This is a genomic window from Neisseria sp. P0017.S009 (assembly GCF_051957375.1).
GTDB lineage: Bacteria > Pseudomonadota > Gammaproteobacteria > Burkholderiales > Neisseriaceae > Neisseria > Neisseria perflava.
The window spans coordinates 1-23,956 of record NZ_JBQCWL010000002.1; the positions used below are offsets into that span (position 1 = coordinate 1).

The following is a 23,956-nucleotide window of genomic DNA, read 5'->3' on the forward strand; positions in this document are numbered from 1 at the left end:
ATAGGGCAACTGTGCAGAGGGGCTACTCCTTGATACAGCTGCTGGTGGTGATGCTGCTGGTTTCGATCTTGGCAACGGCTGCCTTTACGGTCTATCGGGAATCGGTCCGCTCGGCCAACCTGCGTGCGGCTCATGCAGCGCTGCTGGAAAATGCGCGCTTTATGGAGCAGTTCTACGCGAAAAAGGGCAGCTTTAAGCTGACGTCGACGAAGTGGCCGGAACTGCCGGTGAAGGAGGCGGGCGGTTTCTGTATCAGGATGAGCGGTCAGGCTAAGGGCATCCTGGAGGGTAAGTTTACCTTGAAGGCGGTGGCGCTGGATAGGGAAGCGGAGCCGAGGGTGCTGCGCTTGAACGAGTCGCTGACGGCGGTGGTGTGCGGGAAGATGAAGGGGAAGGGCAGCTGTACGGACGGTGAGGAGATATTTAGGGGCAATGATGCGGAGTGTCGGCCTTTTACGGGGTAGAAACCTGATCTAAAGGGAGGAAGCGGATAAAGAAATAGGACGTGCTCAGGCACGTCCTTTAGGGAGAGGGGCTATTCGCTCCAGCTGACCCAGCCCAGCATCCAAGTAAGGAGAATCAGACCACCAAATACAATACGGTAGTAGGCAAAAGGTACATAGTTTTTACTGGAGATAAATTTCAGCAAAGCTTTTACTGCCAATAGACCGGCGATAAATGCTGCGATAAAACCGATGGCAATTTGTCCGACATCTTGTAAGGTAAAGAGTTTGTAGTTTTTTAAGATGTCGTAACCTGTTGCCGCAATCATCATTGGTACAGCAAGGAAGAATGAAAATTCGGTAGCCGTTTTACGTTCTAATCCCCACAGCATACCGCCCATGATGGTGCTGCCTGAACGTGATGTCCCAGGGATAAGGGCACAAATTTGGGCGCATCCTACAACAAATGCGTCGATTGGGCGCATATCGTCTACATGATTGACTTTAGGTTTGGCTGTTGTTTGGCGTTTTTCAACCCATAAAATGAAGAAACCACCGAGTACTAGCATAGTAGCAACAGTAATGGGGTTGAAAAGATGCAATTTAATTTGTTTACTGAATAAGAGGCCAACAATCGCAGCGGGGATGAACGCGATAAATAAATTCAGCACAAAGCGATTGGCTGTTCGCTCTTTGCCTAGTCCTTTTATGATATGGGTAAATCGTTGGCGATATTCGAATACGACGGCTAATACGGCACCGAGCTGGATGGCAATTTCGAATACTTTTCCGTTGCTTTGGAAATTCATTAAGTCGCCAAATACAATCAAGTGACCGGTACTTGAAATAGGGAGGAACTCGGTTAAACCTTCGATAATACCGAGAATAAGTGCTTTAAATAAAATCAAAATGTCCATAAGTTTTCAGACGGCCTTGAGGCCGTCTTTCTTTTGTTGAATAGTTAAAGTGGTTTTGAGGATTGTTCGCGGCGGACTTTGACGATGAGCTCGTCTATGGTTTTCATACCGACTTTCCAGTCGCTACCATTGAAATTGACTTTGTATTTACCACCGACGATGACAGTTGGTGTGTTTTCAATTCGATAAGTTTCCGTCAATTGCTGCATTTTTGCAGCAGCCGACGCGGCAGCAGGGCTATTGTAGGTTTGAAGTAGTTTTTGACTGTCAAAACTTGTCTGTTTGCCGACCCATGATCGGAATACATTTGCATCAGCCAAGTTAATCTTCTGTTCGTAAACAGCTTTGAAGATGACTGGATTGGCCTGATATTTTAAACCTGAAAGATTGACGGCAGCGGCTACTTTGGCCAAGCCTAACATTTCAGGCATCCAAACGACGTGTTCTGTCCGTAAGGAAACATCTTTGGCAAAGGTTTTGCTGTGTTGCAACAAAACTGGATCGAGATGGTAACAATGGACGCAGAAGTAGCCGAAAAATTCTAGCACTTCAATTTTTCCGGCTTGCTGCTGCGGGATAGGGCGACTAAGAACGGTATAGTCCACGCCTTCGGTAGCAGCCTGCGCACTCAGACTGAGCAGGATCAGGCTGAGTACGGCAATGGTTTGTTTCATACGCTGCTTCATCAGTGATTCCATTATTTGGTAGAACGAATCAAGCTGTTGATATTATGGTCTTGCAGGTTTTTTTGCAGTTTCACAGCGGCTTCCTGCTGCATAGTGTTACTTTGAACTCGGTAAATGGTTTTGTCGCCGTTTTGCGATTCAACCACTTTGGAAGAAACACCTAAAATAGCCAGTTTTGCACGTTGTGAATCTGCGCTGGAACGGTCTGCATATGAACCAAGTTGCAGGAAGGCTTTTTTACCGCTGTTGGCAGCTGCTTCGGCTTTTTCTGCTGACTGTTTATTTGCAGCGTTGCTGCTTTCTTTTGTTGCAGAGGCATTTGCTGCTTTACGTGCTTTTTCGATGCTGCCGCTGTTGAGGATTTGCTCAGGTGTCGGCTTGTTTTGTTTTTTGGCTTCGGCTGCTTTTTTCTCAGCCAATTTGCGCTCGGCACGCTCTTTTTGTTTGTCGGTCAGTTGGTCGGCTGCTTTTTTATCTTTTGCAGTTTTATCAGTAGCTTCTTTTTCAGCTTTGGCTTTTTCTGCGCGTTTTTTCTCTAATTCGGCTTTTTTCTCGGACAGTTTTTTCTTGGCGGCTTCTTTTTCTGCTTCCGTTTTTGCGGCTTTTTCTTTGGCTTCACGTTCGGCTTTGTCGGCGGCGGCTTTTTCAGCTTTTTCTTTGGCTTCACGTTCGGCTTTATCGGTAGCGGCTTTCTCTGCTTTTTCTTTGGCTTCACGTTCTGCTTGTTCGGCTTTTTCCTGAGCTTCTTTTTCCGCTTGAGCTTTTTCTTCAGCTTCTTTGGCAGCCTTTTCAGCCTCTTCTTTAGCTTTGGCTTCTTTCTCAGCAGCTTCTTTTTCTGCTTTGGCTTTTTCTTCATCTGCTTGGGTAGATGAAGTGTCGGTGGTTGGGCGTTTCTCTGCTTTGTCCTGAGGTTTCAGGATTTCAGGTTCTTCGCTTTGTTTAGGCTGAGTCAGCTCTTTGAAAACGTTTTGGTTGCCTTGGTTCAAGAAGAACAAAATACCGGCAATAATACCTGTTGCCAGTATCAGGCCGAAAAAGAAACCGGCCAAGCCTTTGCCATATTGTGTAGATTTTTTCATGACTTACCTTGTAATAATGTGTTCAGACGGCCTGAAGGGAGACTGTCTGAGTTTGGATTCGATATTTTATCAATAACCGTTATGGACGGCAAAATCCTGATGCTTTGTTTACTCTAGTTTTACTTAAACATAAAGATTCAGGCCGTCTGAAAAGTTAAAGGGCGCGACGGAAGCCGATGGCTTTCATCACATGGGTTTTGCTGACTTCTTCGTCGCCTGCCAAATCAGCCAGCGTACGGGCAACGCGCATGATGCGGTGGAAGCTTCGAGCGGAAAGGGATAGTTTTTCGAGCATGGTTCCCAAGGCTTCTTGCGCTTCTTTTTGGATGCGGGCTTTACCATCGAGCTCGCTGACACTCAGTTCGGCATTGACTTTGCCTTGTCTGTTGTATTGGATTTTGCGTGCGGCGGTAACGCGTTCCAATACTGTGGCACTGGATTCGCCTGCTTCTTGTTGCATCAATTCGGCAGCGGAAAGGCTGGGTACTTCGATGGTTAAATCAATACGGTCGAGCAATGGCCCTGAAATTTTGTTGCGGTAGCGGGCAACGCTTTCAGGCGTGCAGCAGCAAGGTTTGGATGGATGACCAAGATAGCCGCAAGGGCAGGGGTTCATGGCGGCGACAAGTTGGAACTTGGCCGGATAAACTGCTTGGCGTGCGGCGCGGGAAATATGGATTTCGCCGTTTTCCAAAGGTTCGCGCAACACTTCTAATACTTTACGGTCAAACTCGGGCAATTCGTCTAAAAACAACACTCCGTGGTGCGCCAATGAAATTTCGCCCGGACGCGGGTCTGAACCGCCACCCACCATAGCAGCCGAGCTGGCACTGTGATGAGGGCTGCGGAAAGGACGGTTGCTGTCGAGTTGCTGTTGATGGTTGGGCAGGAGCGAACGCAAAGCCCATACTTCGACCAATTCGTCTTCGGTCAAAGGCGGAAGGATGCCGGGCAAACGTTGCGAAAGCATGGATTTGCCCGTACCCGGCGGGCCCATCATCAACAGGCTGTGTCCGCCTGCCGCTGCGATTTCTAAAGCAAGGCGAGCGGTATGCTGGCCTTTAACATCGGCTAAATCAGGTATTTTACTTTGTTCAGACGGCCTTTGCGTCAGCTTGCATTCAGTTTGTGTCAGCGGTTCGATACCGTTTAAATGTGCGGCCACTTCGCCTAAAGAACGCGCACCATAAACCGCGATACCGCGCATAACGGCAGCCTGTTCGGCATTTTCTTGCGGCAAGACGAACGAACGACCTGCCTGCATTCCCTGCCATGCCATGGCCAGCGCGCCGCGTACGGGACGCAGCAGCCCGGACAGCGCCAATTCTCCGGCAAACTCATATTGCGCGAGCTTTTCAGGATTAATTTGTCCCGATGCGGCAAGAATGCCCAAGGCAATCGGTAAATCGAAACGGCCGGATTCTTTGGGGAGGTCGGCCGGTGCGAGGTTGACGGTAATTTTCTTGGCGGGGAAGTCGAAACCGCTTTGGATGATGGCGGCACGCACACGGTCGCGGCTTTCTTTGACTTCAGTATCGGGCAAGCCGACGATATTGAAATGTGGCAAGCCGTTGGCAAGGTGGGCTTCCACTTCGACCAACGGCGCATTCATGCCGCTTAAGGCGCGGCTGTAAACCAAAGCAAGCGACATGTTTCAGACGGCCTTATTCGGCAGCTTCAGTTTGTTGTTTGATTTCGGCAACAGCTTCTTCCGCAGCAGCTTCGGCCGCTTTCAAAGCAGCTTCTTCAGGCTCTTGAGCGGCTTCGAGTTTGACCAAACGGGCTTCCAATTCGGCCAGTTTGGTACGGGTTTTAATCAAAACCTGTTGTTGGATGTCGAATTCTTCGCGGGTCACCAAGTCCATGCGGTTGAACGCGCTGCCGAGCATGGCTTTAACGTTTTTTTCCATGTCTTTGGCAGGGCTGTTGGCGATGGTTTCGCTGATTTTGGAGCTGACTTCTTCAAAAAGTTGTTTGCCGAACATAATCCGTATCCTTTATTCAGAATGTATATAGAAATTCAAGTGGCTATTGTATAAGGAAAAAGGCCGTCTGAAAACGGGAATTTTGAGACGGCCTTATATATTGCGTTCCGTCAGGGGCGCATATTCTTAATTCTTGTAAAGCCCCTTAACTCTAGCCAGTGAAGGGGCTTAATCATGTTTATTTTCTATACCGTCAATCCCGAACCCTTATCTTTCCCGAAAGCATACATCTTGAAAGTGTTCAGGGATAAAGACAACGAATCCCAATGCATCAAAACAGTTTGTTTCCCTATCCGCAATCCGACTTTGAAACAAAAAACCGAAAACGAAGCGTATGAATTCGGCAGATTGTTTGTAAAAGAACTGATGGATAAGGAATGCAACCGTGAAAGCCTTGGAAGATAAAGCCGTGGCGGTAGGCGCAGACATGGCGGCCGCGCCAGCGGACGGCAAGGCTGCGACAACCGCCGAAGGCTGCCCCCCTAGGCTAATAGGGGGGGAGCAAAATAAAACCCCTAATCCGAAGGGTGCGGAAAAATCGGAGAACCAAGACTTCGAATTTGAATATTTCAGCCATTTCGTATCGGATGGAAAAGGAAAATTCATTGAAATACCGTTAAGAAGAGGAAGGGATGACGGCGCATTTATTGACCAAATAACTTTCACAATTCACGAAGACAGTTTGCCGAAAGTAACAGGTAAAGGATTGGTTTCAGATACAGAATTTGTTGTGAAGTATAGCGAGCTGTTAGAAGAAATTTTAGGTTTTGGCATTACCCAAAAACTACCGTTTAAAGGAAAGTTTTTTTATAAAAGCTGTTACCAACTAGGCCCGGATAACGTTGAATATGGAAAAGTTCATTATGGCGGCCAGCGTGAAACAATGCTGGTTGAATTGAATGGTACAGGTTGTCAGGCTGCTATACCCGGTTGGGAAAACCGACTGTATGAGTTTTTAAGTAAGTGCATTCGTCCAAAAATTACCCGTGTTGATGTGGCCCATGATTTTTTTAACGGCGAATACACACCCGATCAAGCATTACTTGATCATGATAACGGTCATTTTGACGTTCATAACATGAGGCCAAAAAGCGAATGCCGCGGTACTGCATGGCGCAATGATGACGGTAGCGGCAAAACCTTTTATGTAGGTAAACGCGGAAATTCTAAATTTACCCGTGTTTATGAGAAAGGAAAACAATTTGGCGATGTCAATAGTCCATGGATCAGGTTTGAAACTGAATTTCGGGCGGGCGATATAGAAATTCCCTTAGATGTTTTGCTTTATCCCGGTTCGTATCTTGGTGGTGCTTATCCGATATGTACGGCGATATTCAAAACAGAAGCCAAGCGGATGGATGCCAAGACAGAAACAGTAAATCTATCTTTCGATCACAAACTGTTTCATGCGCGTAATCAAGTTGGAAAAATGGTTAATTTCCTCCGCGATATAGGCTGGGATGATACAAAAATCGTCGATGAACTTGTAAAAGGCATTGAAGGTTATCCCAAAGGGTTACAACCTGAACAATACGATTGTAGAGATCAGACACAAAAGATTCAGTATATACACGAAGAGCAAAAAGCAATTGATGATTTGAACATGCAAACATTACTTGATGATTTGCTTGATGAGAAAGAAACCGCATTCCCACAAGACAGGGAAAAACAACACATTAAAGACATCGAACTCGAAGAGAAAATTATTTCAAATTTTTTAAACAAGTAAAGGAAATTCAAAATGTTTGAGCAAAGCCAAGTAACCACGTATTCAGCAACCCTGTTGGGCGCAAAACAATTTAAAGGCGAAATCGACGGTAACAAAATCGATTCTTGCACAGTTTTGGTAGCCAGCCCCATGCCTTCAAACGGCAATGCCGTAGGCTTTACCGCGGCAAGCATGAAGTTTGGCGATAGCCATAATTTCGACAAGCTGAAAAATCTTAAATTTCCTTGTGCGGTTGATGTAACCGTCGCCATGGAATCAACCGGTAAAGGCCTCGTTCCTAAATTGCTTGATTTCCAAGTTAAAGGCGCAACGCCCAAAGCCTAAGAAAGGCTGAATCATGAGTAAGTATCAGCAAAAATTTATTGTTCAAGAACTTGAAAATCATGAATTCATCTATCCCGATCCATTCGGCGATATTGGCTTTACGCCCAATATTAAATCTGCCGGTCAGTATGAAAGCTATGAAGACGCTTTCAGTTCGGCGATTGAAGAAATCGGCGGCGAATTTTTAATTTTCAGTTTTTATACAAAAGAAGATTAAGTTTAAGAGGCTCGGCGGGCGGTCTCTAAAACCTTCACATAGCCCGCAAACACATTTTTTTTAAACATTTCGTTAAGGAAAACATCATGAAATTGATGAACACTTGCCGTAAATACGGCGCAAAACTGGCCGTTGTTGCCGCAGCTCCTCTGGCTTTCGCTACTCAAGCATGGGCCGAAGTACCTGAAAGCGTTAAAACCGACCTTGCTACTGCCAAAACTGATGCGTTATCCGTTGCGGCCATCGTACTGGGTATTATCGCTTCAATCTTCGCTATCCAGCTGATCCGTCGCGTATTGCGCTAATTTGAAGCATGTTTCAGACGACCCCTTAAAGGTCGTCTGAATACTAATTGACATGAGTATTTAATAATGGGCTACCAAGTCGGAAATAATTGTTATGCAACCCGTCAGGATGCCGAAAACGTCTATTTCAGTTTAGTGCCTCCGAAGATTGGCGAAGACGGCAAGTTGATACAGCTTCAGGCGTCTAAGCTCGGTTGGATACTTAACGGTCAGGTCGTCAAAGCTGAATTGCCAGAATGTAACCCGATAGACAGCATGAAAGACGGTTCGTATATAGGCTGGTCAGTAGTTGCCATCATGGCAGCGGTTTGGGGTATCAGGTTGATATGGCAGAAATTGAGGTAGCACCATGATGGATTTTTATTTTTATCTTGGTGTGTTTGTTCCGGTCGTGGTGGGCTGGATGATTTTTAAATGACGTGGCTATATAATCTAACTTTCAGCAACCATTACGAAAGTTAGTATTATGTTTTACATTTCAGAAGAAGAATTGAGATTTAAAAAAGATACGAATCCCAATTATTTAAATGAAAAATTGTGTCATGTGTTTATAGCTGAAATGTTCAGACTTAAAGAAATTTATCAAATTTCTGATTTTAAGAACATGGTAAAAAGTGCAGCTCAATATTTCCTAAATCGAACATATCTTGATGATATGTTAGTTTTTTTTGAAGATGGCTCGTTTTTAAAATTTCAGTTTTTAGAACATGGCTTTGAATGCAAAGAGTTCTATGATGGTCAAATTTCTACGGCTTATTATTATGGCCGTTATTCTATTAGGATTTAATTTTAAAGCTCATGCTGAATTAGTTGTTGAACCAAATGGAAGAGTACGTGTTTCGACTGGCGGTTTTAATCAAAATGGCGTTAGAACTTGGCGGTATTTAGATAATGGTCGTGGTGGCATGGGTGGGAACATGTTTTATCATGAAAATTCCAGTAAATCCCTAGCTGTACGTGACGCTTCAACAGGCTTTAGATCTACTTCAACTGTACCCGTAACTTTAGAAGCACAAGTATCCCGAAAAGCCGTACTTTCAGGCGCATTTGGACTGGTAAAAAGAGGCGCTGCATTAGGTACACGTTTATACGGTTGGGGTACGGCTGCCTATTTCGCCTACGAAGCCTATCAAGCTGTTAAATCTGATCTTGAATTTGAAGGCTACAAATGGAATGAAGTCAGCGAAGAATTTCTAAAAGAATGGCCTGCGAGAAACTGTATTGTTACCCAAGATAGAGAAGGAAGATTGCAAAAAACCGCATGTTATGGCGTTGATAGTTCTGTTTTAAGTGCTTATAAAAAAGGTGGTACAAGCAGAAGAGAAGCGGAACAATTAATGGTAATGCAAATGGAAAAACTTGCGGAACCTTTTTGGGAAAAAGAAAAGCATGAACTAGATAACAGAGAAAAATCAAAATTTTGGCAATACTTTTTTTTAGACGGATGTCAATTTAATTTGAATGGTGGCAATTGTACAGTTAAAAGAGGTAGCGACACCAGAAGTCCATTTTCATTTACTTTATACATGAGAGATACAGAAGTTCTGACACAAGATAAATTCCTACAAATCTCTACCCCTTCAATTGACGCAAACCCTACCCCTTTTGTAGAAGGCACAGGCAAACCAGAATATAACGAAAAAGTATCAGTCCCTGCCGGTACTGTTGTAACCATTGGCCCTGTCACTCCCGAAAACGGCAAACCGGTTCAAATTACCATTACTTTCGGCAAAGACTCCAACGGCAACACAACGGCAGAAGTCGCAACTACTCAACGTCCTGATTTGACACCGGGCGGATCTGAAGCACCCAATACAAAGCCTGATCCAGACCCTGCGCCTAATCCTGACGGAAAGCCTGATAAAAAGCCGGATGATAAACCCGATCCAGATGGTAATCCTGATAAACGTCCAGATGATAAACCTGATCCGGATGACGATCCATCTGATAAAGATAAAAGAAAAGAAGATAAAAAAGATGACAAGAAAGAAGAATCAAAAGGATTACTTTGTAATGTTTTCCCTGACATATTAGCTTGTTCAGAAAAAGGCGATGTAGAGGAACAAGAAGAACCTTTCAAAATTCCTCATACAAATAACGAAACAACATTTAGCCCTGATTTCTTCCTACCCGATAATGGTGTTTGCCCTGCGCCTCGAACTGCAACCTATTTGGGCATAACCATGGAATTTAAATATGACATGATTTGTAATTTTGCCGAAATGATCCGATTCCTTGTGATTGGTATCGCTGCGGTAGCAGCAGCATATATCATGTTTTCAAGTAGAAAGGACTAAAGCATGAAAGCTGCGTTTTTCGCCATATTACAAAGACTATTAACCTATATTGTTGCAAAAGTATTTATTGCCCTTGGCATTAGTTTTGTAACTTATACAGGCTTTACAGTTGGATTAGGTTTTATAAAAGACTACGTAAAAAACCAGTTCAACTCAATGCCATCAGACATTCTTCAAATTGTCATGATGGCAGGTTTCGGCCATGCATTAGGTCTGATATTCGGTGCATTTGCTTTTAACGTTGCTATGCAAAGTATCAGCAAACTATCCTTTATTCCAGGGGGAAAAGCTAAATGATTATTTTACAAACTGGTGTACCAGGTAGCGGAAAAACTAGCTCTGTCGTCAATATGCTGATGACAGACGAAAGCTACACACATTTTACTGATAAAGACGGCGTAAAGAAAAAACGCCCTCTCTTTGTAAACGGTATCCCTGAATTGAAGATAGAACATGAAGAACTTACAGATGAACAAATTAAAGAGAAACCGTTTCAAGACTTCCTTCCTTATGGCTCGCTTGTCATCATAGACGAAGCGCAAAGGCTGATGGGTACACGTTCCGCCGCTTCAAAAGTACCTACTTTTATAGAAGCTTTAGCATTACATCGACATCATGGCTTAGATATCGTCTTAATCACGCAACATCCAAGTTTTCTTGATAGTTTCGTAAGAAAGCTTGTTCAAAGGCATATGCATGTATCGATTAAGCCTGTAGGACGAAAACTCTATGAATGGAATGAATGTGTAGATCAGCCTGACAGTAGTGTGAATATTGCTAAGGCAATAGAAAGAACGTTTGTAGTTCCTAAAAAGTCTTTCGGAATGTACAAATCTGCCGAAGTACACACCAAGCCTAAAAGACGCATTCCCAAAAGCCTGATATTCGTAGCTTTGTTTTTACCTTTATTAATTGGTTTTGCCGTTTATACCATCAATGGAATGAGTAAACGATTTAACCAAGAGGAAAAACAACAGACAGCGGCATTGACTACATCAGATACAACGGATGAAGTCACAACACCGGAAAATAGTACACTGCCTCAACAGACTACGAATAGTAGTTTAAAGCCTGAAGATTTTGTACCTGTTTTAGCTGAAAAACCTGAAAGCAAGCCCATTTATAACAACGTCCGACAGGTCAAAACATTTGAGTACCCTGTTGGCTGTGTCGATGGCGGCAAAAGCGGATGTACCTGTTACTCAAGCCAGGGCACACAGCTGAAAGAAATCACAAAAGCCATGTGCAAAGACTACGTCAAAAACGGCTTGCCATTTAACCCATACAAGGACGAACAACAGGAAGCACAACAGCAACAGACCGCCTATGAGCCTGAAAAAGGGCAAGTGCTTACAATGGGCGGTAAAAGCCCTCAAAACCTGATGTATGACGGTTATGTTGAATCAGGAGAGCAATTCCAACAGCGCGGCGGTATTGTTGGCACTAATTAATTGAGCTGCTTTTTACCGTGTTGATAAAGCCCAAAGGCGTAATCAACACGGTAAAAAGTAGCCATGGGGGTTCGGGGAACACCCCGAAAGTTTAGCGTTAATCCCTGAATGAGCAATTCTGCTTATTCAGGGCTTAGCGTTTGACGAAACACTAAGCAAAGCCCACGACTTCGAAAGCACGGCCAAAGCATAAGCTTGAAGCAAAGATAGAAGCGTGGGCTTTCGTACATCTGAAGTTTGAACACTATCTAGGGCGCAACCCGAATTCATAAGGTAAAACATATGTACTTAGGCATAGACGTATCAAAACTTACAATAGATTGCTGTCTCATTTCAGACGGCCAAAACCATGAAAAAAGATTCAGCAACAACATGAAAGGATTCCAACTACTTACAGACTGGCTAAAATTTCATCAAATGACTTCAGAGCTGCATTGCTGCTGCGAAGCCACCGGAACATATTACGAACCGCTAGCCCATTATTTACATAAGCATTACACCGTTACGGTCGAGAATCCGCGAAGAATAAAAGGTTATGCCATAGCCGAACTTCAACGCAGTAAAACCGACAAGCAAGATGCAAGACTAATCGCACAATACTGCCAAGATCGGAAACACAAATTGAAAGCATGGATACCGCCGTCACAAGAACAAAAACAGCTCCAAGAACTAGCCCGATATTTAGACCATCTTAAAAAACAACGTGCGATCGAAACCACCAAACTGCACGAAGCACCCGACTACATCGCCCCGCATATCAAAACCACCATTGAAAATCTAAGCAGCCAAATTCGTGCCATCAAAAAGCAACTGCTCCAGTTCTACAAGTCTCATCCAGATTACAATACGCAACGCAAACGCCTAAAGACCATTACGGGCATAGGGGAACAAAGCGCAGCAGTATTGCTTTCCGCCTACAAAAGACACCCTTTCTCCAACCAAAAGCAGTTTACTGCCTATCTCGGTTTAGACCCACGCAAAAACCAATCAGGAAGCAGCGTAAACGGCAAAAGCCGAATATCGAAAATCGGCAATGTCAACATCAGAAAAAGCCTGTATATGCCCGCCTTAGTTGCTTATCGCTGTAACGCCTTTTCCAATTTCGTAAAAAGATTAAAAGCCAAAGGAAAGCCCATAAAACTTATACTGATAGCCATCATGCGCAAACTTGCCGTGATAGCTTTCAACCTATTAAAAAACGGTCAAGATTTTGAGCCGGAAAGATATAAATGAAAAATTAAACCGGGCTTTCGCCGGCGATTTTTAATTTACTGAAAAATAAATAAAAAAATAAAACGCAAAACCATTTAATGTCAAACAAAACACCCTGAACAAATCAGGGTGCGTATTGTTTCAACTTTAAGAAATGTAAAGTTATTTGACTATTCAATACACTATCTTTGCTTTCTATCGTAAATATTCCGTGTATTTTAACGTTCAACACGGGCTTCAAAAATAGGCATCAGCCACGCGCCGCCTGTGAAGCCTTTGCATGAACCGGTGGTGTGTTCCTCACTGCGGACAAACGTTTTACCGTCCCACACCGCTGCATTACCAGACCAGCAGTCGCCGATCCCTCGGCCTTTGAAGCTGCCGCTAAGGGTGGCTGTTTTCTCATCGAATCCACCGTGACCGCCGTATGTCATTGGCGGTAGCACTTGTTCGATTTTGGTTAATTCTTTGTTGGCAATGGCATAGTAGCCGCCGGTTTGATAGGCTCCGCCGATACAGATGGCCTCTACCAATACTTGTTGTTTGTTGAGCGGATAAATACTTAGGCTGCGATTCCAATCCATGTGCTCTTTATCATGCAGGGCGGGGCAGTAATTGTCATCGTCAGTGGGAGCATAGTTGTTGCTGTCTCGCAGCAGTTTCATGACGGCATTGTGGCGCGGCGTGTTTTGCTCCAGCGTATCGCCTGCATTTTTCGGCACGGCAACGGCGCGGATAACGGGTTTGGGTTGAGGATTGAGGACTGCCTGACTGCTGTTGCCTTTGCGTATCAGTGCGGAAGGTGTGTTCAGACGGCCTTGGAATTCGTCCGTTTTCAACATCGCCGCCGCTGCGCCTTTGTCGGACAAATGCCATTCATATTTTCCAGAGCGGATGCTGATTTTGCTCTCTTTTTTCAATGCTTCGAGTAAGGCACTGGTTTGCGCGCTGCTCAATTTGCCTTGGCCTTTTTTATTGAACGCCAATTTGCCCAGTGATTTACCGTTCAATACCAATTCGTTGCGGGTTGCAATGCTGGCGAGTTGTGCTTCATCGTCATTAAATGGCAGTAGGGAAACTTCGCCAATTACTGCGGCATTCGCCCCTGCTTGTCGGGTAAACAGGATAGAAACCGGTGGTTCTATTTCATCTGCTTGGTATCCGGCAAGACGGCAGGTGCCGGTATTGTCGCAAGCAATGTCCCAGTCTTTGTAATTTTGATAAAAGCCTTGAGGCGGAGCAGCCAGTGCGGTGGCAGGCAAAACAGCCAGCAGCCATTTCTTCATGATGTATGCTTTCAATTTTATTTATGTAGATTCACAAAGACAGCATAGCAATCCAAGGTTTCGTTGCGCTGTTTTTGTGAAAATACGATGTGTCGTTCGTAAAAAGGTTTTGAATATTTAGATGTAAAAAGGCCGTCTGAAACTCCCGTTCAGACGACCTTTATTATTTTTTTACACGCCTGCGGCTGCTTTCAATGCGGCTGATTTGTCGGTGCACTCCCAAGTAAATTCAGGCTCTTCGCGACCGAAGTGGCCGTAGGCGGCGGATTTTCCGTAAATCGGGCGCAGCAGGTCGAGCATTTGGACGATGCCTTTAGGGCGCAGGTCGAAATGTTCGCGAACCAGGGCAATCAGTTTTTCTTCGCTGATTTTGCCGGTGCCGAAAGTATCGATGGAAATCGAAGTCGGTTCGGCAACGCCGATGGCGTAGGAAACTTGGATTTGGCATTGGGTTGCCAAACCGGCGGCGACGATGTTTTTCGCAACGTAGCGGCAGGCGTAAGCGGCGGAACGGTCCACTTTGGACGGATCTTTGCCGGAGAATGCACCGCCACCGTGCGGAGCTGCGCCGCCGTAGGTATCGACGATGATTTTGCGGCCGGTCAAACCGCAGTCGCCTTGCGGGCCGCCGATAACGAAGCGGCCGGTCGGGTTGATCAGGTATTTGGTTTCGTCGGTCAGCAGTTCAGACGGCAGAACCGGTTTGATGATGTGTTCGATCACGGCGTTTTTCAGCTCTTCGTAACCGATAGACGGATCGTGCTGGGTAGACAGGACGACTGTGTCGATGCGTTTTACTTTGCCGGTTTCGCTGTCGTAAACCACGGTCAGTTGGGCTTTGGCATCAGGACGCAGCCAAGGCAGGCGGCCGTCTTTGCGCAATTCGCTTTGGCGTTGCATCAGGCGGTGGCTGTAATAGATGGCAAACGGCATCAGGGTAGGGGTTTCGTCGCAGGCATAGCCGAACATCAAACCTTGATCGCCCGCGCCTTGGTTCAGGTCGATGCCTTCGCCTTCGTTCACGCCTTGGGCGATGTCCGGAGATTGTTGGTCGTAGTACACGCCGACTGCGCAGCCGTTGGCATCAAAGCCCAGCTCGGAGGAGTTGTAGCCGATGCGTTTGATGGTTTCGCGTGCAACTTTGATGTAGTCCACTTGGGCGGTGGTAGTGATTTCGCCTGCCAATACGCACAAGCCTGTGTTGACCAAGGTTTCTGCTGCGACACGCGCTTTGGGGTCTTGCGCCAAGATGGCATCCAAAATCGCATCGGATACTTGGTCGGCAACTTTATCCGGATGGCCTTCGGATACCGATTCGGAAGTAAACAGATATTCGCTCATTGCTATTCTTTCATTAAAAACAGGCTGCTGTGTTTTCAGACAGCCTTTTATTTCGGACAGCGGAAATCATAACAAAAACTCCGCTTTTTCTCTATACAAGTGAGAAACATTCGCACTTGTCTGCTGTTTCGGAATCCTGTTGCACGTTTCTTACAGGCAAAAAAATTCCCGCATTAAGCGGGTTTGGATTGCTCTGGCGAGCCACATCGGTTTTTCAACCGTCCACCTTACCTTTCCGTTTGAAAAGCAGGTTGGCATGGAATTCCCAACTCTTAATGCAGCGCGGATAGTAGCAGAAAAGCAGGTGTGTCGCAATATATTTGCCCGAAGTCTGTTTTGTTCAGACGGCCTGTTTCGTTTACAATCTGTCCACTTCATTTTGGTAAAACCTTATGCAAACGCTTGTTACCTTTGTTTTTAAATTTTTGGCCGCGCTGCCTTTGGTTTGGTTGCACAAATTAGGCAACCTGCTCGGCAGTTTGGGTTTCCGCTTGCTGTCGAAAGATCGCCGGCGTGTTTTCGAAAACATGAAACTTGCCGGATTGAACCCGACGGACGAGGCGGTGAAAAAAATTTTCCGTGAAACAGCAAAAGGCGGCTTGGAATTGCCGGTGGCGTTTTTCAGACGACCTGAGGAAATTGAAAACCTGTTTGTCAGTGTCAACGGTTGGGAACATGTTCAGACGGCCTTGAGCGCGGGCGAAGGTTTGCTGTTTATCACGCCGCACATCGGCAGCTATGATTTGGCGGGTCGTTACATCAGCCAGCAACTGCCGTTTCCGCTGACGGCGATGTACAAGCCGCCGAAAATCAAGGCATTTGATGCGGTGATGCAGGCAGGGCGCGTGCGCGGTAAAGGCAAGACTGCACCGACCAGCATTCAGGGCGTCAAACAAATCATCAAAGCGCTGCGCGGCGGCGAAGCGACCATTGTGTTGCCGGACCATGTACCGTCTCCGGAAGAAGGAGGCGACGGCGTGTGGGTGGACTTTTTCGGCAAACCTGCCTACACCATGACGTTGGCAGGCAAGCTGGCGCAAGTCAAAGGCGTGAAGGCTTTGTTTTTCTGCGGCGAGCGTTTGCCCGACGGTAAAGGCTTTGTCTTGCATATAGAGCCTTTGCGCGGCGAGTTGAACGGCGATAAGGAGAACGACGCGCGCGTGATCAATGAAAATACCGAGTATTGGATACGCCGTTTTCCGGAACAATATTTGTTTATGTACAACCGCTACAAACATCCCGAAGGCGCGCCTTTCCCGCCGGAAATATAGGCTTGCCGAATGTAAAAAACCTGCTTGGACTCAAGCAGGTTTTGTATTTGGTCGGAATGAGAGGATTCGAACCTCCGACCCCTTCGTCCCGAACGAAGTGCGCTACCGGGCTGCGCTACATTCCGAATGTGGGAAATTATAGGATAGGAGAAGCCGGTTTGTACAGGGGTCGATAAATAATTAATAATTGGCTGTCGATGGGTTTGTTTTAGGCCGTCTGAAGCGATGTGTTTCAGACGGCCTGTGTTTTTGTTTGCCGCTTCTGCTGAAGCATTTGTCCTAATGGCATTATAATGTGGGCAATTGTTTTTTAGATTGTCTGCTATGTTTTATCTTTATCAGTCCGACCGTTTGGAAGCGCTTGCCGAAATGTGCGCGCATATTCATCAGGCCTTGCCTTTGGATGTGGTATTGGCACAGGAAGAAGTGGTGGTGCAGAGCCAGGGGATGCGGCGTTATCTGAATGTGTTTTTCGCGCGCAAACTCGGCGTGGCGGCGAATTTGAAGTTCAGCCTGCCTGCCGGTTTGGCGTGGCAGCTGATGCGCAAATTGGTTCCCGATGTGCCGCCGCTCAGTCCGTTTTCGCCTGAAGTTATGCGCTGGCGTTTGCTGGATTTGTTCCGCAGCGAAGCGTTTCAGACGGCCCCGGAGTACGAAAACGTGCGCCTGAAGCTGGAAAGTTATTTGCACAGCTCGGCATCGGCGGATTATCAGCTTGCCGGACAGATGGCAGATATTTTCGACCAATATTTGGTGTACCGCCCGGATTGGATTGATGCGTGGCAGGCTGGGAAGCTGCTGGGTTTGGGCGATGATGAGGATTGGCAGGCGCGGCTGTGGCGTTATTTGGATGATGGCAGCCAATCGGCGCCGCACCGCGTGGCCTTGTGGGAAAAGCTGTTGGCGCAGTTGGATAAATCGGTTTTGCCGCAAAGGTTGTTTGTATTCGGCATTTCGACAATGGCACCGATGTATCTGCAACTGCTGCACCAAATTTCCAAGCATTGCGATGTGTTTGTGTTCGCGCTCAACCCGAGCAGCCAATATTGGGGCGAGGTCATCGACGAGGCGCAAATTTTGAAAAGGGGCGATGAGGCGGATTTGTCGCAGGCAGGGCATCCGCTGTTGGCTTCTTTGGGCAAGCAGGGACGCGATTTCTTTGATTTTCTGTCGGAAGTGGAAACCGAGCAGGATATTCAGGTTTATGAAGAGGGAAGAGACGATACCTTGTTGCATTGCCTGCAAAACGATATCCAAAACTTGATCATGCCGTCTGAACGCTTATATCAACAGGAAGAAGGCGAAGCAGGCGCGCAGCAGGCTTTGGTTCAGGTTCACGATGCGGACGGCAATCCAGTGTGTGTCGAGCCGGACAAGCTGCTGAACGACGGCTCAGTCAAAATCGTTGCGGCACACAGCCCTTTGCGCGAATTGCAGATTTTGAAAGAAGAGCTGTCGCTGGTGTTGCAAAAAAATCCCGACTGGCAGCCGCACGATATTGCCGTTTTGACGCCGAACATCGAGCCGTACAGTCCGTTTATCGAAGCCGTTTTTGGACAGGAGCATGTAGGCAGCCAGGCTTTGCCGTATTCGATTTCGGATGTGAAACTCAGCCGCCGTCAGCCCTTGCTGTATGCTTTGGCGCAAACTTTGGACTTGCTGGAGAGCCGGTTTGAAGTGGACAAGGTTTTGCCTTTACTGGAGAGTTGGTTGGTGCTGCAACGCTTCGGTTTGAGCGAAGAGGATGTGCCGCTGCTGCATGAGACTGTTGCCGGATTGAATGTGCATTGGGGGTTGGACCAAACCATGCGCGAGGGTAAAGACAACCTCTTTACTTGGCAGCAGGCGGTAGAGCGTTTGGCCTTGGGCTGGATGCTGCCTGAAGGCGGCAACGGCATGTGGCAGGGCGTGAGCGCGTGGCATAGCAATGTCAATCAGCTGGACGTGTTCAGCGGTTTTGCCGAATTTATCCGTACTTTAGCCGATATGGCGGCGCAATGGCAAGAGCCTGCCAATGTGGAGAGCTGGGTGCAGCGTTGCCGTGATTTGCTGGAGAAACTGTTTGCTCCGGATACGGACGACCAATACGCCAAGCAGCAGTTTGAGCAGTCTTTGGCGAAATGGCAGGAAGAGGCGCAGTTGGCCGAATTTGACGGATTGTTGCCGTGTAAAACCGTTATCCGCCATATCCGCCGCTTTTTGGACAGCGAAAGCCAAGCCGGATTTTTGAGCGGCGGCATCACTTTTTGCAGTATGGTGCCGATGCGCAGCCTGCCGTTTAAAATGGTTTGCCTACTGGGTTTGAATGACGGCGATTTTCCTCGCAATACCAAAGCGGCGGTGTTCGACCTGATTGCCAAACATCCGAAAAAAGGCGACCGCGCCCGCCGTGACGACGACCGTTATCTCTTCCTCGAAGCCTTAATCAGCGCGCGCGAAATGTTGTATTTGTCTTATATCGGCCGCGATATACGCAATGATGCCGAGTTTGCGCCGTCTTCATTAATCAGCGAGCTGCTGGATACCATCGCCGCCATGACGGGGAAAAGCGGGCGTGAGTTGTCGGAGAAATGGGTGAAACATCATCCTTTGCAGGCGTTTTCGCGCCGTTATTTCCAAAAGGACGCGCTTTCAGACGGCCTCTTCAGTACGCGCCAAGATTATGCCGATGCATTGAACCAACCGCAAGCGGAAGCGCAGCCGTTTTTCCTTGAGGCTTTAAGTCAGGAAGAGCCGGGCAAAACCATTCATCAAGGCGAACTCATCAGTTTTTGGCGCAATCCTGTCAAAGTTTGGCTGAAGAAAAATTTAAGCTGGGATCAGCCGTATCTGGACGGCGCATGGGAATCTGCCGAACCGTTTGAGCCGCAACATGAAGGTCGGATTGCCGATGCCTATTTGGATGCGCGGCGCAAAGGTGAAGATTTTGAAGATACGGCCATTCGGCTGAATGCAGAAAGTCTGATGCCGGTAGGCGAGTTGGGCGGCTTATGGCAGAAGCAGTATCAGATATCTGCGAAAAACGTGGATACCGAGTTGATACACAGTAACAAAAGGCCGTCTGAACCTTATGAAGAATCCTTTGACGATTTGGTTTTACAAGGCACCATCGGCAATCTTTATGAGTGCGGCCGCATTGTGTTCCTAAATCAAAAAGACAATGCACCCAACCGCATTGCCCGTTTATTGGAGCATTTGATTTTTTGCGCCATCGCCCCTAAATCCGTTGAAAGCCGACAAACCTATATTGTCAGCCTGGGACAGACCGAAACCTATGCCGCCATCGGGCAAGAGGTGGCGAGGGCACTTTTGAAAGAATGGTTGGTATATTTCCGAATCGGACAAAATACCCCCTTGCCGTTTTTTGCCAAAACCAGCCTTGCCGCTGCGGAGGAGTACAACAAGAAAGAGGATTGGGATGCTGCCTTGAGAAAAGCCCATGATGTTTTTAATGGCAATAAAATGAGCAAAGGGCAGAAAGAATATACCGAAGTGAAGCTGGTGTTTGGTCATTCGGAAGAATCGCCGCTTGATGAGCCACTATTTGAAAACCTCGTCGTCAATCTACTTGTTCCACTTTTGACCGGCGTAGCAGGGAAAACCAATGCAACAGAACAGGAGTAAAGCATGGCCACTTATGCAGAATATTTGGATTTTGATACTGAAGAAGACAAATTGAAACAGCAGCAACTCTATCAGGCGACCGAGTTGTCGGCGCAAACGGTAGCAGAGGTTAAAAAGATCAGTCGTCCGCAAAACTGGTTGCTTGCCGCTGCGCCATATTGTCCTGATTGTCGCGTGTTTGTGCCGTTTATTCAGAAAATGGCGGAGTTGAACCCCAATATCCGCGTCAACTATATTGCCCGTAACGATTTTGACGACAGCAGCCGTTTCGATAATCCTCGCCAACAGGAAATCGTCCGTACCAACCAAAAAATTCCTGCACTGTTCCTGATGGGGCATGAAGAGGCCGGGCCTGTGTTTAACGAGTTTCCGCAAGTGGTGTTAAACCAAATTGCGGCAGATGAAACCCGTCGCACAGAATTGCGCGATGCGTACCGTGCCGGCGAATTTAATGCTGATATCGAGGCTCAGATTGTAGCGGCGTTGGCATGGGCAGAGCAGCGTTGTTGAGCAAATATTGCTGGTGTGTGCGCCTATGTTTTGAGCTGTTTTGATATTTTGCTTTGTAATAAAAAGGCCGTCTGAAAAGATTTCAGACGGCCTTTTTTGATGCTTAACGCTTTATCAAATCTCGATTTTATTCGGCGTAAAGGTTTGCCATTTGTTACATGCAGGGCAGTGCCAGAAGAAGACTTGGGATTTGAAGTGGCAGTTGCGGCAGCGGTACATGACGCTTTTTTGCAGCTGGCGGCCGATAATCGAACGAATCATATCGGCATCGGCTTTCCACTCCGGATTCATATTGCTGAGTTTCAAACCAAGCAGGCGGTACACGCCGTTGAGATCAGGTTTTTGACGGACGAGTTCGACAGCGATTTGCGCCGCTTCGGTTTCGCCTTTAAGCAGCAGGGCCTTCTCGTAGATGACGTTGATTAGGTCAAGATCGGGGAAGGTTTGCATATAGCCGATGAGGCGGTTGAGGCCTTCTTCCTGTTTGCCTTGTGCGGCATAGGCTTCATAGAGTTTCTCGCCGACCATGCTCAAATAGGCATGGTTTTGCTGCTCGATGGCGGAATACGCTTCTACTGCGGCAGGGAAATTGCCCTGACGGTATTCGATGTCGCCAAGGATGATGTTGGCGCGCGTACATTTTTTGTTGGCTTCGAGTGCTTTGCCGATATTGTAGCGGGCGGCGTCGAAGTTGGATTTGAACAGCGCGGCTTGGGCGATTTCGCAATAGAACTGGGCGATTTCAAACTGGTAGGTCTGTTCGTCATGGCTCAAGAGCTGCGCCATTTCGATGGCTTTTTCCCAGTCGCGGTCTTGCTGGTAGATGCTCAAAAGGTGTTGGCGGGCTTCGCGTGCCATATCGCCTTCCTGCAAACCGAGGAAGATTTGTTCGGCACGGTCCACCAAGCCTGCGCTTTGGTAGTTTTGCGCCAATTCAAAAAGCACGCGCGCGCGTTTTTCGTTGACGGTGTCGGGCGAATCGAGCAGGGCGCGGTGCATATTGATGGCTTTGTCGTTTTCGCCGCGTTGGCGGTAGAGCTTGCCTAAGGTCAGGTTCAAATCGTATGACTGCGGCTGCTGGTCGATGACTTCCGCCAATTCGCGCGCGGCGCGGCCGCTGTTGCGGTCAACGAGGGCGTCAAGGCTTTTGTAAAAGCCGGCCGGTATGCTTTTGGCCTGTTTCAGGACGGTCTTCATATCGACGCGCGCGGCAAACCAGCCCATAGCGAAGAAAACGGGGAGGAGGACGATGGGCAGTAAGATGACCCACAATTCGTTGTCCATGGTATTCCTTTATTGATTGGTGACGTTACGCTTTGGGAGTGGCTTCGGAAGTCGTTGCCGGTGTTTCGGTTTTGACTGGGGTCAGGTCTTTTTCGGAAAGGTGGGCGTATTTTTTCACTTCGGCACGCAGGCGGTTGTTTTCGCTGCGCAGGGTCAGCAGACGGCCGAAGAGGGCAAACATACCGAACACGATACCGATAATAAATGCACCGAAAAGCACGACAATCAGCGGCAGATTGACGTTTTGGCCGGGCAGGTAGAAGAAGGATACGGTGTGGGTATTGGTGATGGCCAGCAGGAGGAAAACAAGAAGAATCAGGATTTTGATGATGGTAGAGATGAGTTTCATGGGTTGCTCCGGGTGGGCCGCGGTTGGTGCAGGCCGTCTGAAAAATGGTATCAGTTTAAACGATTTGCCGGATTTCGGATAGGACGGTATGTTTCAGACGGCATGGGAAGGGTATCTTTAATGCTGACGGGTACTTGTCAAACCCATATTGAAAGGCGTATTGTTCAGTCTTTAGTTATTATCTTACAAATCAGAATAAGAAAGGCAATCATCATGAGCAGACCAGTTCCAGCCGTATTCGGCAGCGTTTTTCACGCTGAAATGCCCGTTATCGCTTATCGTGAAGGTAAATGGCAGCCGGTAGAATGGCAATCTTCCAAAGACCTGACACTCGCCCCCGGTGCACACGCCCTGCATTACGGCAGCGAATGTTTTGAAGGTTTGAAGGCATTCCGTCAGACAAACGGCAAAATCGTGATGTTCCGCCCGACCGCTAACATCGCGCGTATGCAGCAAAGCGCAGATATTCTGCACCTACCGTGTCCTGAGACAGAGGCTTATTTGAATGCTTTGATCGAATTGGTCAAACGTTCCGCCGAGGAAATCCCTGATGCGCCTGCCGCTTTGTACCTGCGTCCGACTTTGATCGGTACCGACCCTGTGATCGGCAAAGCCGGTTCTCCTTCCGAAACAGCCTTGCTGTACATTCTGGCTTCTCCTGTCGGTGACTATTTCAAAGCCGGTTCGCCCGTTAAAATCTTGGTGGAAACCGAACATATCCGTTGCGCCCCACATATGGGTCGTGTGAAATGCGGCGGCAACTACGCTTCCGCCATGCCTTGGGTATTGAAAGCCAAAGCAGAGCATGGTGCAAACCAAGTATTGTTCTGCCCGAATGGCGACGTTCAGGAAACCGGCGCGTCCAACTTTATCCTGATTAACGGCGATGAAATCATTACCAAACCGTTGACAGATGAATTCCTGCACGGCGTTACCCGTGATTCCGTGCTGACTGTTGCCAAAGATTTGGGTTACACTGTTACCGAGCGCAACTTTACTGTCGACGAGCTGAAAACTGCGATTGAGAATGGTGCGGAAGCGATTCTGACTGGTACGGCTGCGGTTATTTCTCCAGTAACTTCTTTCGTGATTGATGGCAAAGAAATTGAAGTGAAGAGCCAAGAGCGCGGTTACGCAATCCGTAAGGCGATTACCGACATTCAATACGGTTTGACAGAAGACAAACACGGCTGGTTGGTCGAAGTTTGTTAAGTAGAACGTTAATATAAAAGGCCGTCTGAAATATTTTTTCAGACGGCTTTTTTTATTGGCATTTAGAAGGAAAAAGCGATAATAAAATGCTAAATTTTTTAAACAAACGGTAGTATTTTTAGATAATCGGTATATAATGCGCAGTCATGTTGTAAAAATACATATTGGAAATATCGAATTTTATTGATTTTTAGAAGAAGTTAAAAACAGTTATAGATATTTATTCTGTATATTTTGTAAATTTAGTTAAATAGGGAATGCTAAAAACATATCGTGTTAGAATTTCCCTCCTTTTTGGCTTCGCGGGATTCACTCTGTCAAGTCAAAAAGGAAACCAGTGCAAGATAAAACCATTTTTATTTTGCTATAAAAATCAAAAATAACTTAACTCTGGATGAACTAATCAATTAAAAAGGGACTCTGATACATTTCCG

The 23,956-nt window shown here is 46.9% G+C and carries 25 protein-coding genes, 1 tRNA gene and 1 riboswitch; of the genes, 16 read left to right on the forward strand and 10 right to left on the reverse strand.

The features are described 5' to 3' along the window. Nucleotides 1-11: 11 nt before the first annotated feature. On the forward strand, nt 12-464 hold the full coding sequence (locus ACTHTG_RS02260) for a type IV pilin protein (RefSeq protein ID WP_039862299.1): 453 nt from the start codon (nt 12-14) through the stop codon (nt 462-464). 71 nt (nt 465-535) lie between these two features. Here ACTHTG_RS02260 and ACTHTG_RS02265 read toward each other — a convergent pair whose 3' ends face one another. The 5 genes from ACTHTG_RS02265 to ACTHTG_RS02285 form a co-directional block, all read right to left on the reverse strand. After that, entirely contained in the window at nt 536-1,360 is an 825-nt protein-coding gene (locus tag ACTHTG_RS02265) for an undecaprenyl-diphosphate phosphatase (protein WP_049337089.1), read from the reverse strand. A gap of 44 nt (nt 1,361-1,404) precedes the next feature. After that, complete coding sequence (locus ACTHTG_RS02270) at nt 1,405-2,046, reverse strand: thiol:disulfide interchange protein DsbA/DsbL (protein ID WP_049344447.1); 642 nt, start codon at nt 2,044-2,046, stop codon at nt 1,405-1,407. Between the two features lie 11 nt (nt 2,047-2,057). Next, nucleotides 2,058-3,125: an SPOR domain-containing protein gene (locus ACTHTG_RS02275; protein WP_049337087.1), complete on the reverse strand. Its 1,068-nt coding sequence runs from the start codon at nt 3,123-3,125 to the stop codon at nt 2,058-2,060. Nucleotides 3,126-3,279: 154 nt separating this feature from the next. Continuing rightward, nucleotides 3,280-4,776: a YifB family Mg chelatase-like AAA ATPase gene (locus tag ACTHTG_RS02280; RefSeq protein ID WP_049337086.1), complete on the reverse strand. Its 1,497-nt coding sequence runs from the start codon at nt 4,774-4,776 to the stop codon at nt 3,280-3,282. A 13-nt stretch (nt 4,777-4,789) separates the two neighbouring features. Further along, nucleotides 4,790-5,110, reverse strand: coding sequence for an accessory factor UbiK family protein (locus tag ACTHTG_RS02285; protein WP_004521053.1), 321 nt, complete (start codon nt 5,108-5,110; stop codon nt 4,790-4,792). 174 nt (nt 5,111-5,284) lie between these two features. On the opposite strand from ACTHTG_RS02285, the gene ACTHTG_RS02290 reads away from it, so the two are divergent. The 11 genes from ACTHTG_RS02290 (at nt 5,285) to ACTHTG_RS02340 (ending at nt 12,666) form a co-directional block, all read left to right on the forward strand. Continuing rightward, complete coding sequence (locus ACTHTG_RS02290; RefSeq protein WP_440360542.1) at nt 5,285-5,515, forward strand: hypothetical protein; 231 nt, start codon at nt 5,285-5,287, stop codon at nt 5,513-5,515. 22 nt (nt 5,516-5,537) lie between these two features. Then, nucleotides 5,538-6,839, forward strand: a complete 1,302-nt coding sequence (locus tag ACTHTG_RS02295) for a replication initiation factor domain-containing protein (protein WP_440360544.1) — start codon at nt 5,538-5,540, stop codon at nt 6,837-6,839. 12 nt (nt 6,840-6,851) lie between these two features. Next, nucleotides 6,852-7,163, forward strand: a complete 312-nt coding sequence (locus tag ACTHTG_RS02300; protein ID WP_070836706.1) for a hypothetical protein — start codon at nt 6,852-6,854, stop codon at nt 7,161-7,163. A gap of 13 nt (nt 7,164-7,176) precedes the next feature. Further along, nucleotides 7,177-7,380, forward strand: a complete 204-nt coding sequence (locus ACTHTG_RS02305) for a hypothetical protein (RefSeq protein ID WP_049336678.1) — start codon at nt 7,177-7,179, stop codon at nt 7,378-7,380. An 86-nt stretch (nt 7,381-7,466) separates the two neighbouring features. Next, entirely contained in the window at nt 7,467-7,685 is a 219-nt protein-coding gene (locus tag ACTHTG_RS02310; RefSeq protein ID WP_070836707.1) for a major capsid protein, read from the forward strand. Between the two features lie 66 nt (nt 7,686-7,751). Beyond that, nucleotides 7,752-8,030, forward strand: a complete 279-nt coding sequence (locus ACTHTG_RS02315; protein ID WP_440360541.1) for a hypothetical protein — start codon at nt 7,752-7,754, stop codon at nt 8,028-8,030. A gap of 121 nt (nt 8,031-8,151) precedes the next feature. Then, nucleotides 8,152-8,472, forward strand: a complete 321-nt coding sequence (locus ACTHTG_RS02320) for a hypothetical protein (RefSeq protein ID WP_440360540.1) — start codon at nt 8,152-8,154, stop codon at nt 8,470-8,472. Beyond that, nucleotides 8,447-9,982: an IgG-binding virulence factor TspB family protein gene (locus ACTHTG_RS02325; protein WP_440360539.1), complete on the forward strand. Its 1,536-nt coding sequence runs from the start codon at nt 8,447-8,449 to the stop codon at nt 9,980-9,982. The genes ACTHTG_RS02320 and ACTHTG_RS02325 overlap by 26 nt, the downstream gene beginning before the upstream one ends. Nucleotides 9,983-9,985: 3 nt before the next feature. Next, complete coding sequence (locus ACTHTG_RS02330; RefSeq protein WP_049337051.1) at nt 9,986-10,279, forward strand: DUF2523 domain-containing protein; 294 nt, start codon at nt 9,986-9,988, stop codon at nt 10,277-10,279. Next, on the forward strand, nt 10,276-11,433 hold the full coding sequence (locus tag ACTHTG_RS02335) for a zonular occludens toxin family protein (RefSeq protein ID WP_440360538.1): 1,158 nt from the start codon (nt 10,276-10,278) through the stop codon (nt 11,431-11,433). Before ACTHTG_RS02330 ends, ACTHTG_RS02335 begins: the two co-directional genes overlap by 4 nt. Before the next feature lie 282 nt (nt 11,434-11,715). Next, complete coding sequence (locus ACTHTG_RS02340) at nt 11,716-12,666, forward strand: IS110 family transposase (RefSeq protein ID WP_440360537.1); 951 nt, start codon at nt 11,716-11,718, stop codon at nt 12,664-12,666. 197 nt (nt 12,667-12,863) lie between these two features. Here the strand turns inward: ACTHTG_RS02340 and ACTHTG_RS02345 are convergent, their stop codons facing one another. After that, nucleotides 12,864-13,931, reverse strand: coding sequence for a DUF1176 domain-containing protein (locus ACTHTG_RS02345; RefSeq protein WP_004521055.1), 1,068 nt, complete (start codon nt 13,929-13,931; stop codon nt 12,864-12,866). Nucleotides 13,932-14,102: 171 nt separating this feature from the next. Continuing rightward, on the reverse strand, nt 14,103-15,272 hold the full coding sequence (gene metK / locus ACTHTG_RS02350; protein ID WP_004521057.1) for a methionine adenosyltransferase: 1,170 nt from the start codon (nt 15,270-15,272) through the stop codon (nt 14,103-14,105). A gap of 173 nt (nt 15,273-15,445) precedes the next feature. After that, nucleotides 15,446-15,556: riboswitch (SAM-I-IV-variant riboswitch) on the reverse strand. A 108-nt stretch (nt 15,557-15,664) separates the two neighbouring features. Between metK and ACTHTG_RS02355 the strand changes: the two genes are divergently transcribed. Further along, nucleotides 15,665-16,543, forward strand: a complete 879-nt coding sequence (locus ACTHTG_RS02355) for a lysophospholipid acyltransferase family protein (RefSeq protein ID WP_004521058.1) — start codon at nt 15,665-15,667, stop codon at nt 16,541-16,543. A 48-nt stretch (nt 16,544-16,591) separates the two neighbouring features. Here ACTHTG_RS02355 and ACTHTG_RS02360 read toward each other — a convergent pair. Then, nucleotides 16,592-16,668: transfer RNA gene (locus ACTHTG_RS02360), tRNA-Pro, on the reverse strand. Between the two features lie 199 nt (nt 16,669-16,867). Between ACTHTG_RS02360 and recC the strand changes: the two genes are divergently transcribed. Both recC and ACTHTG_RS02370 read left to right on the forward strand, forming a co-directional pair. Continuing rightward, nucleotides 16,868-20,167 carry an exodeoxyribonuclease V subunit gamma gene (gene recC, locus ACTHTG_RS02365; RefSeq protein ID WP_004521059.1) on the forward strand — a complete coding sequence of 1,100 codons (3,300 nt, stop codon included), beginning with the start codon at nt 16,868-16,870 and terminating at the stop codon, nt 20,165-20,167. Nucleotides 20,168-20,170: 3 nt separating this feature from the next. Further along, nucleotides 20,171-20,677, forward strand: coding sequence for a thioredoxin family protein (locus ACTHTG_RS02370; protein WP_308538390.1), 507 nt, complete (start codon nt 20,171-20,173; stop codon nt 20,675-20,677). A 114-nt stretch (nt 20,678-20,791) separates the two neighbouring features. Here the strand turns inward: ACTHTG_RS02370 and lapB are convergent, their stop codons facing one another. Together lapB and ACTHTG_RS02380 are read right to left on the reverse strand one after the other, a co-directional pair. Further along, nucleotides 20,792-21,961 (reverse strand): lipopolysaccharide assembly protein LapB, encoded by a 1,170-nt coding sequence (gene lapB, locus ACTHTG_RS02375; protein WP_063076142.1) that lies wholly within the window; start codon nt 21,959-21,961, stop codon nt 20,792-20,794. Between the two features lie 25 nt (nt 21,962-21,986). After that, nucleotides 21,987-22,310, reverse strand: coding sequence for a LapA family protein (locus ACTHTG_RS02380; RefSeq protein ID WP_107768909.1), 324 nt, complete (start codon nt 22,308-22,310; stop codon nt 21,987-21,989). A 213-nt stretch (nt 22,311-22,523) separates the two neighbouring features. On the opposite strand from ACTHTG_RS02380, the gene ilvE reads away from it, so the two are divergent. After that, complete coding sequence (gene ilvE / locus ACTHTG_RS02385; protein ID WP_308538389.1) at nt 22,524-23,522, forward strand: branched-chain-amino-acid transaminase; 999 nt, start codon at nt 22,524-22,526, stop codon at nt 23,520-23,522. Nucleotides 23,523-23,956 lie beyond the last annotated feature (434 nt).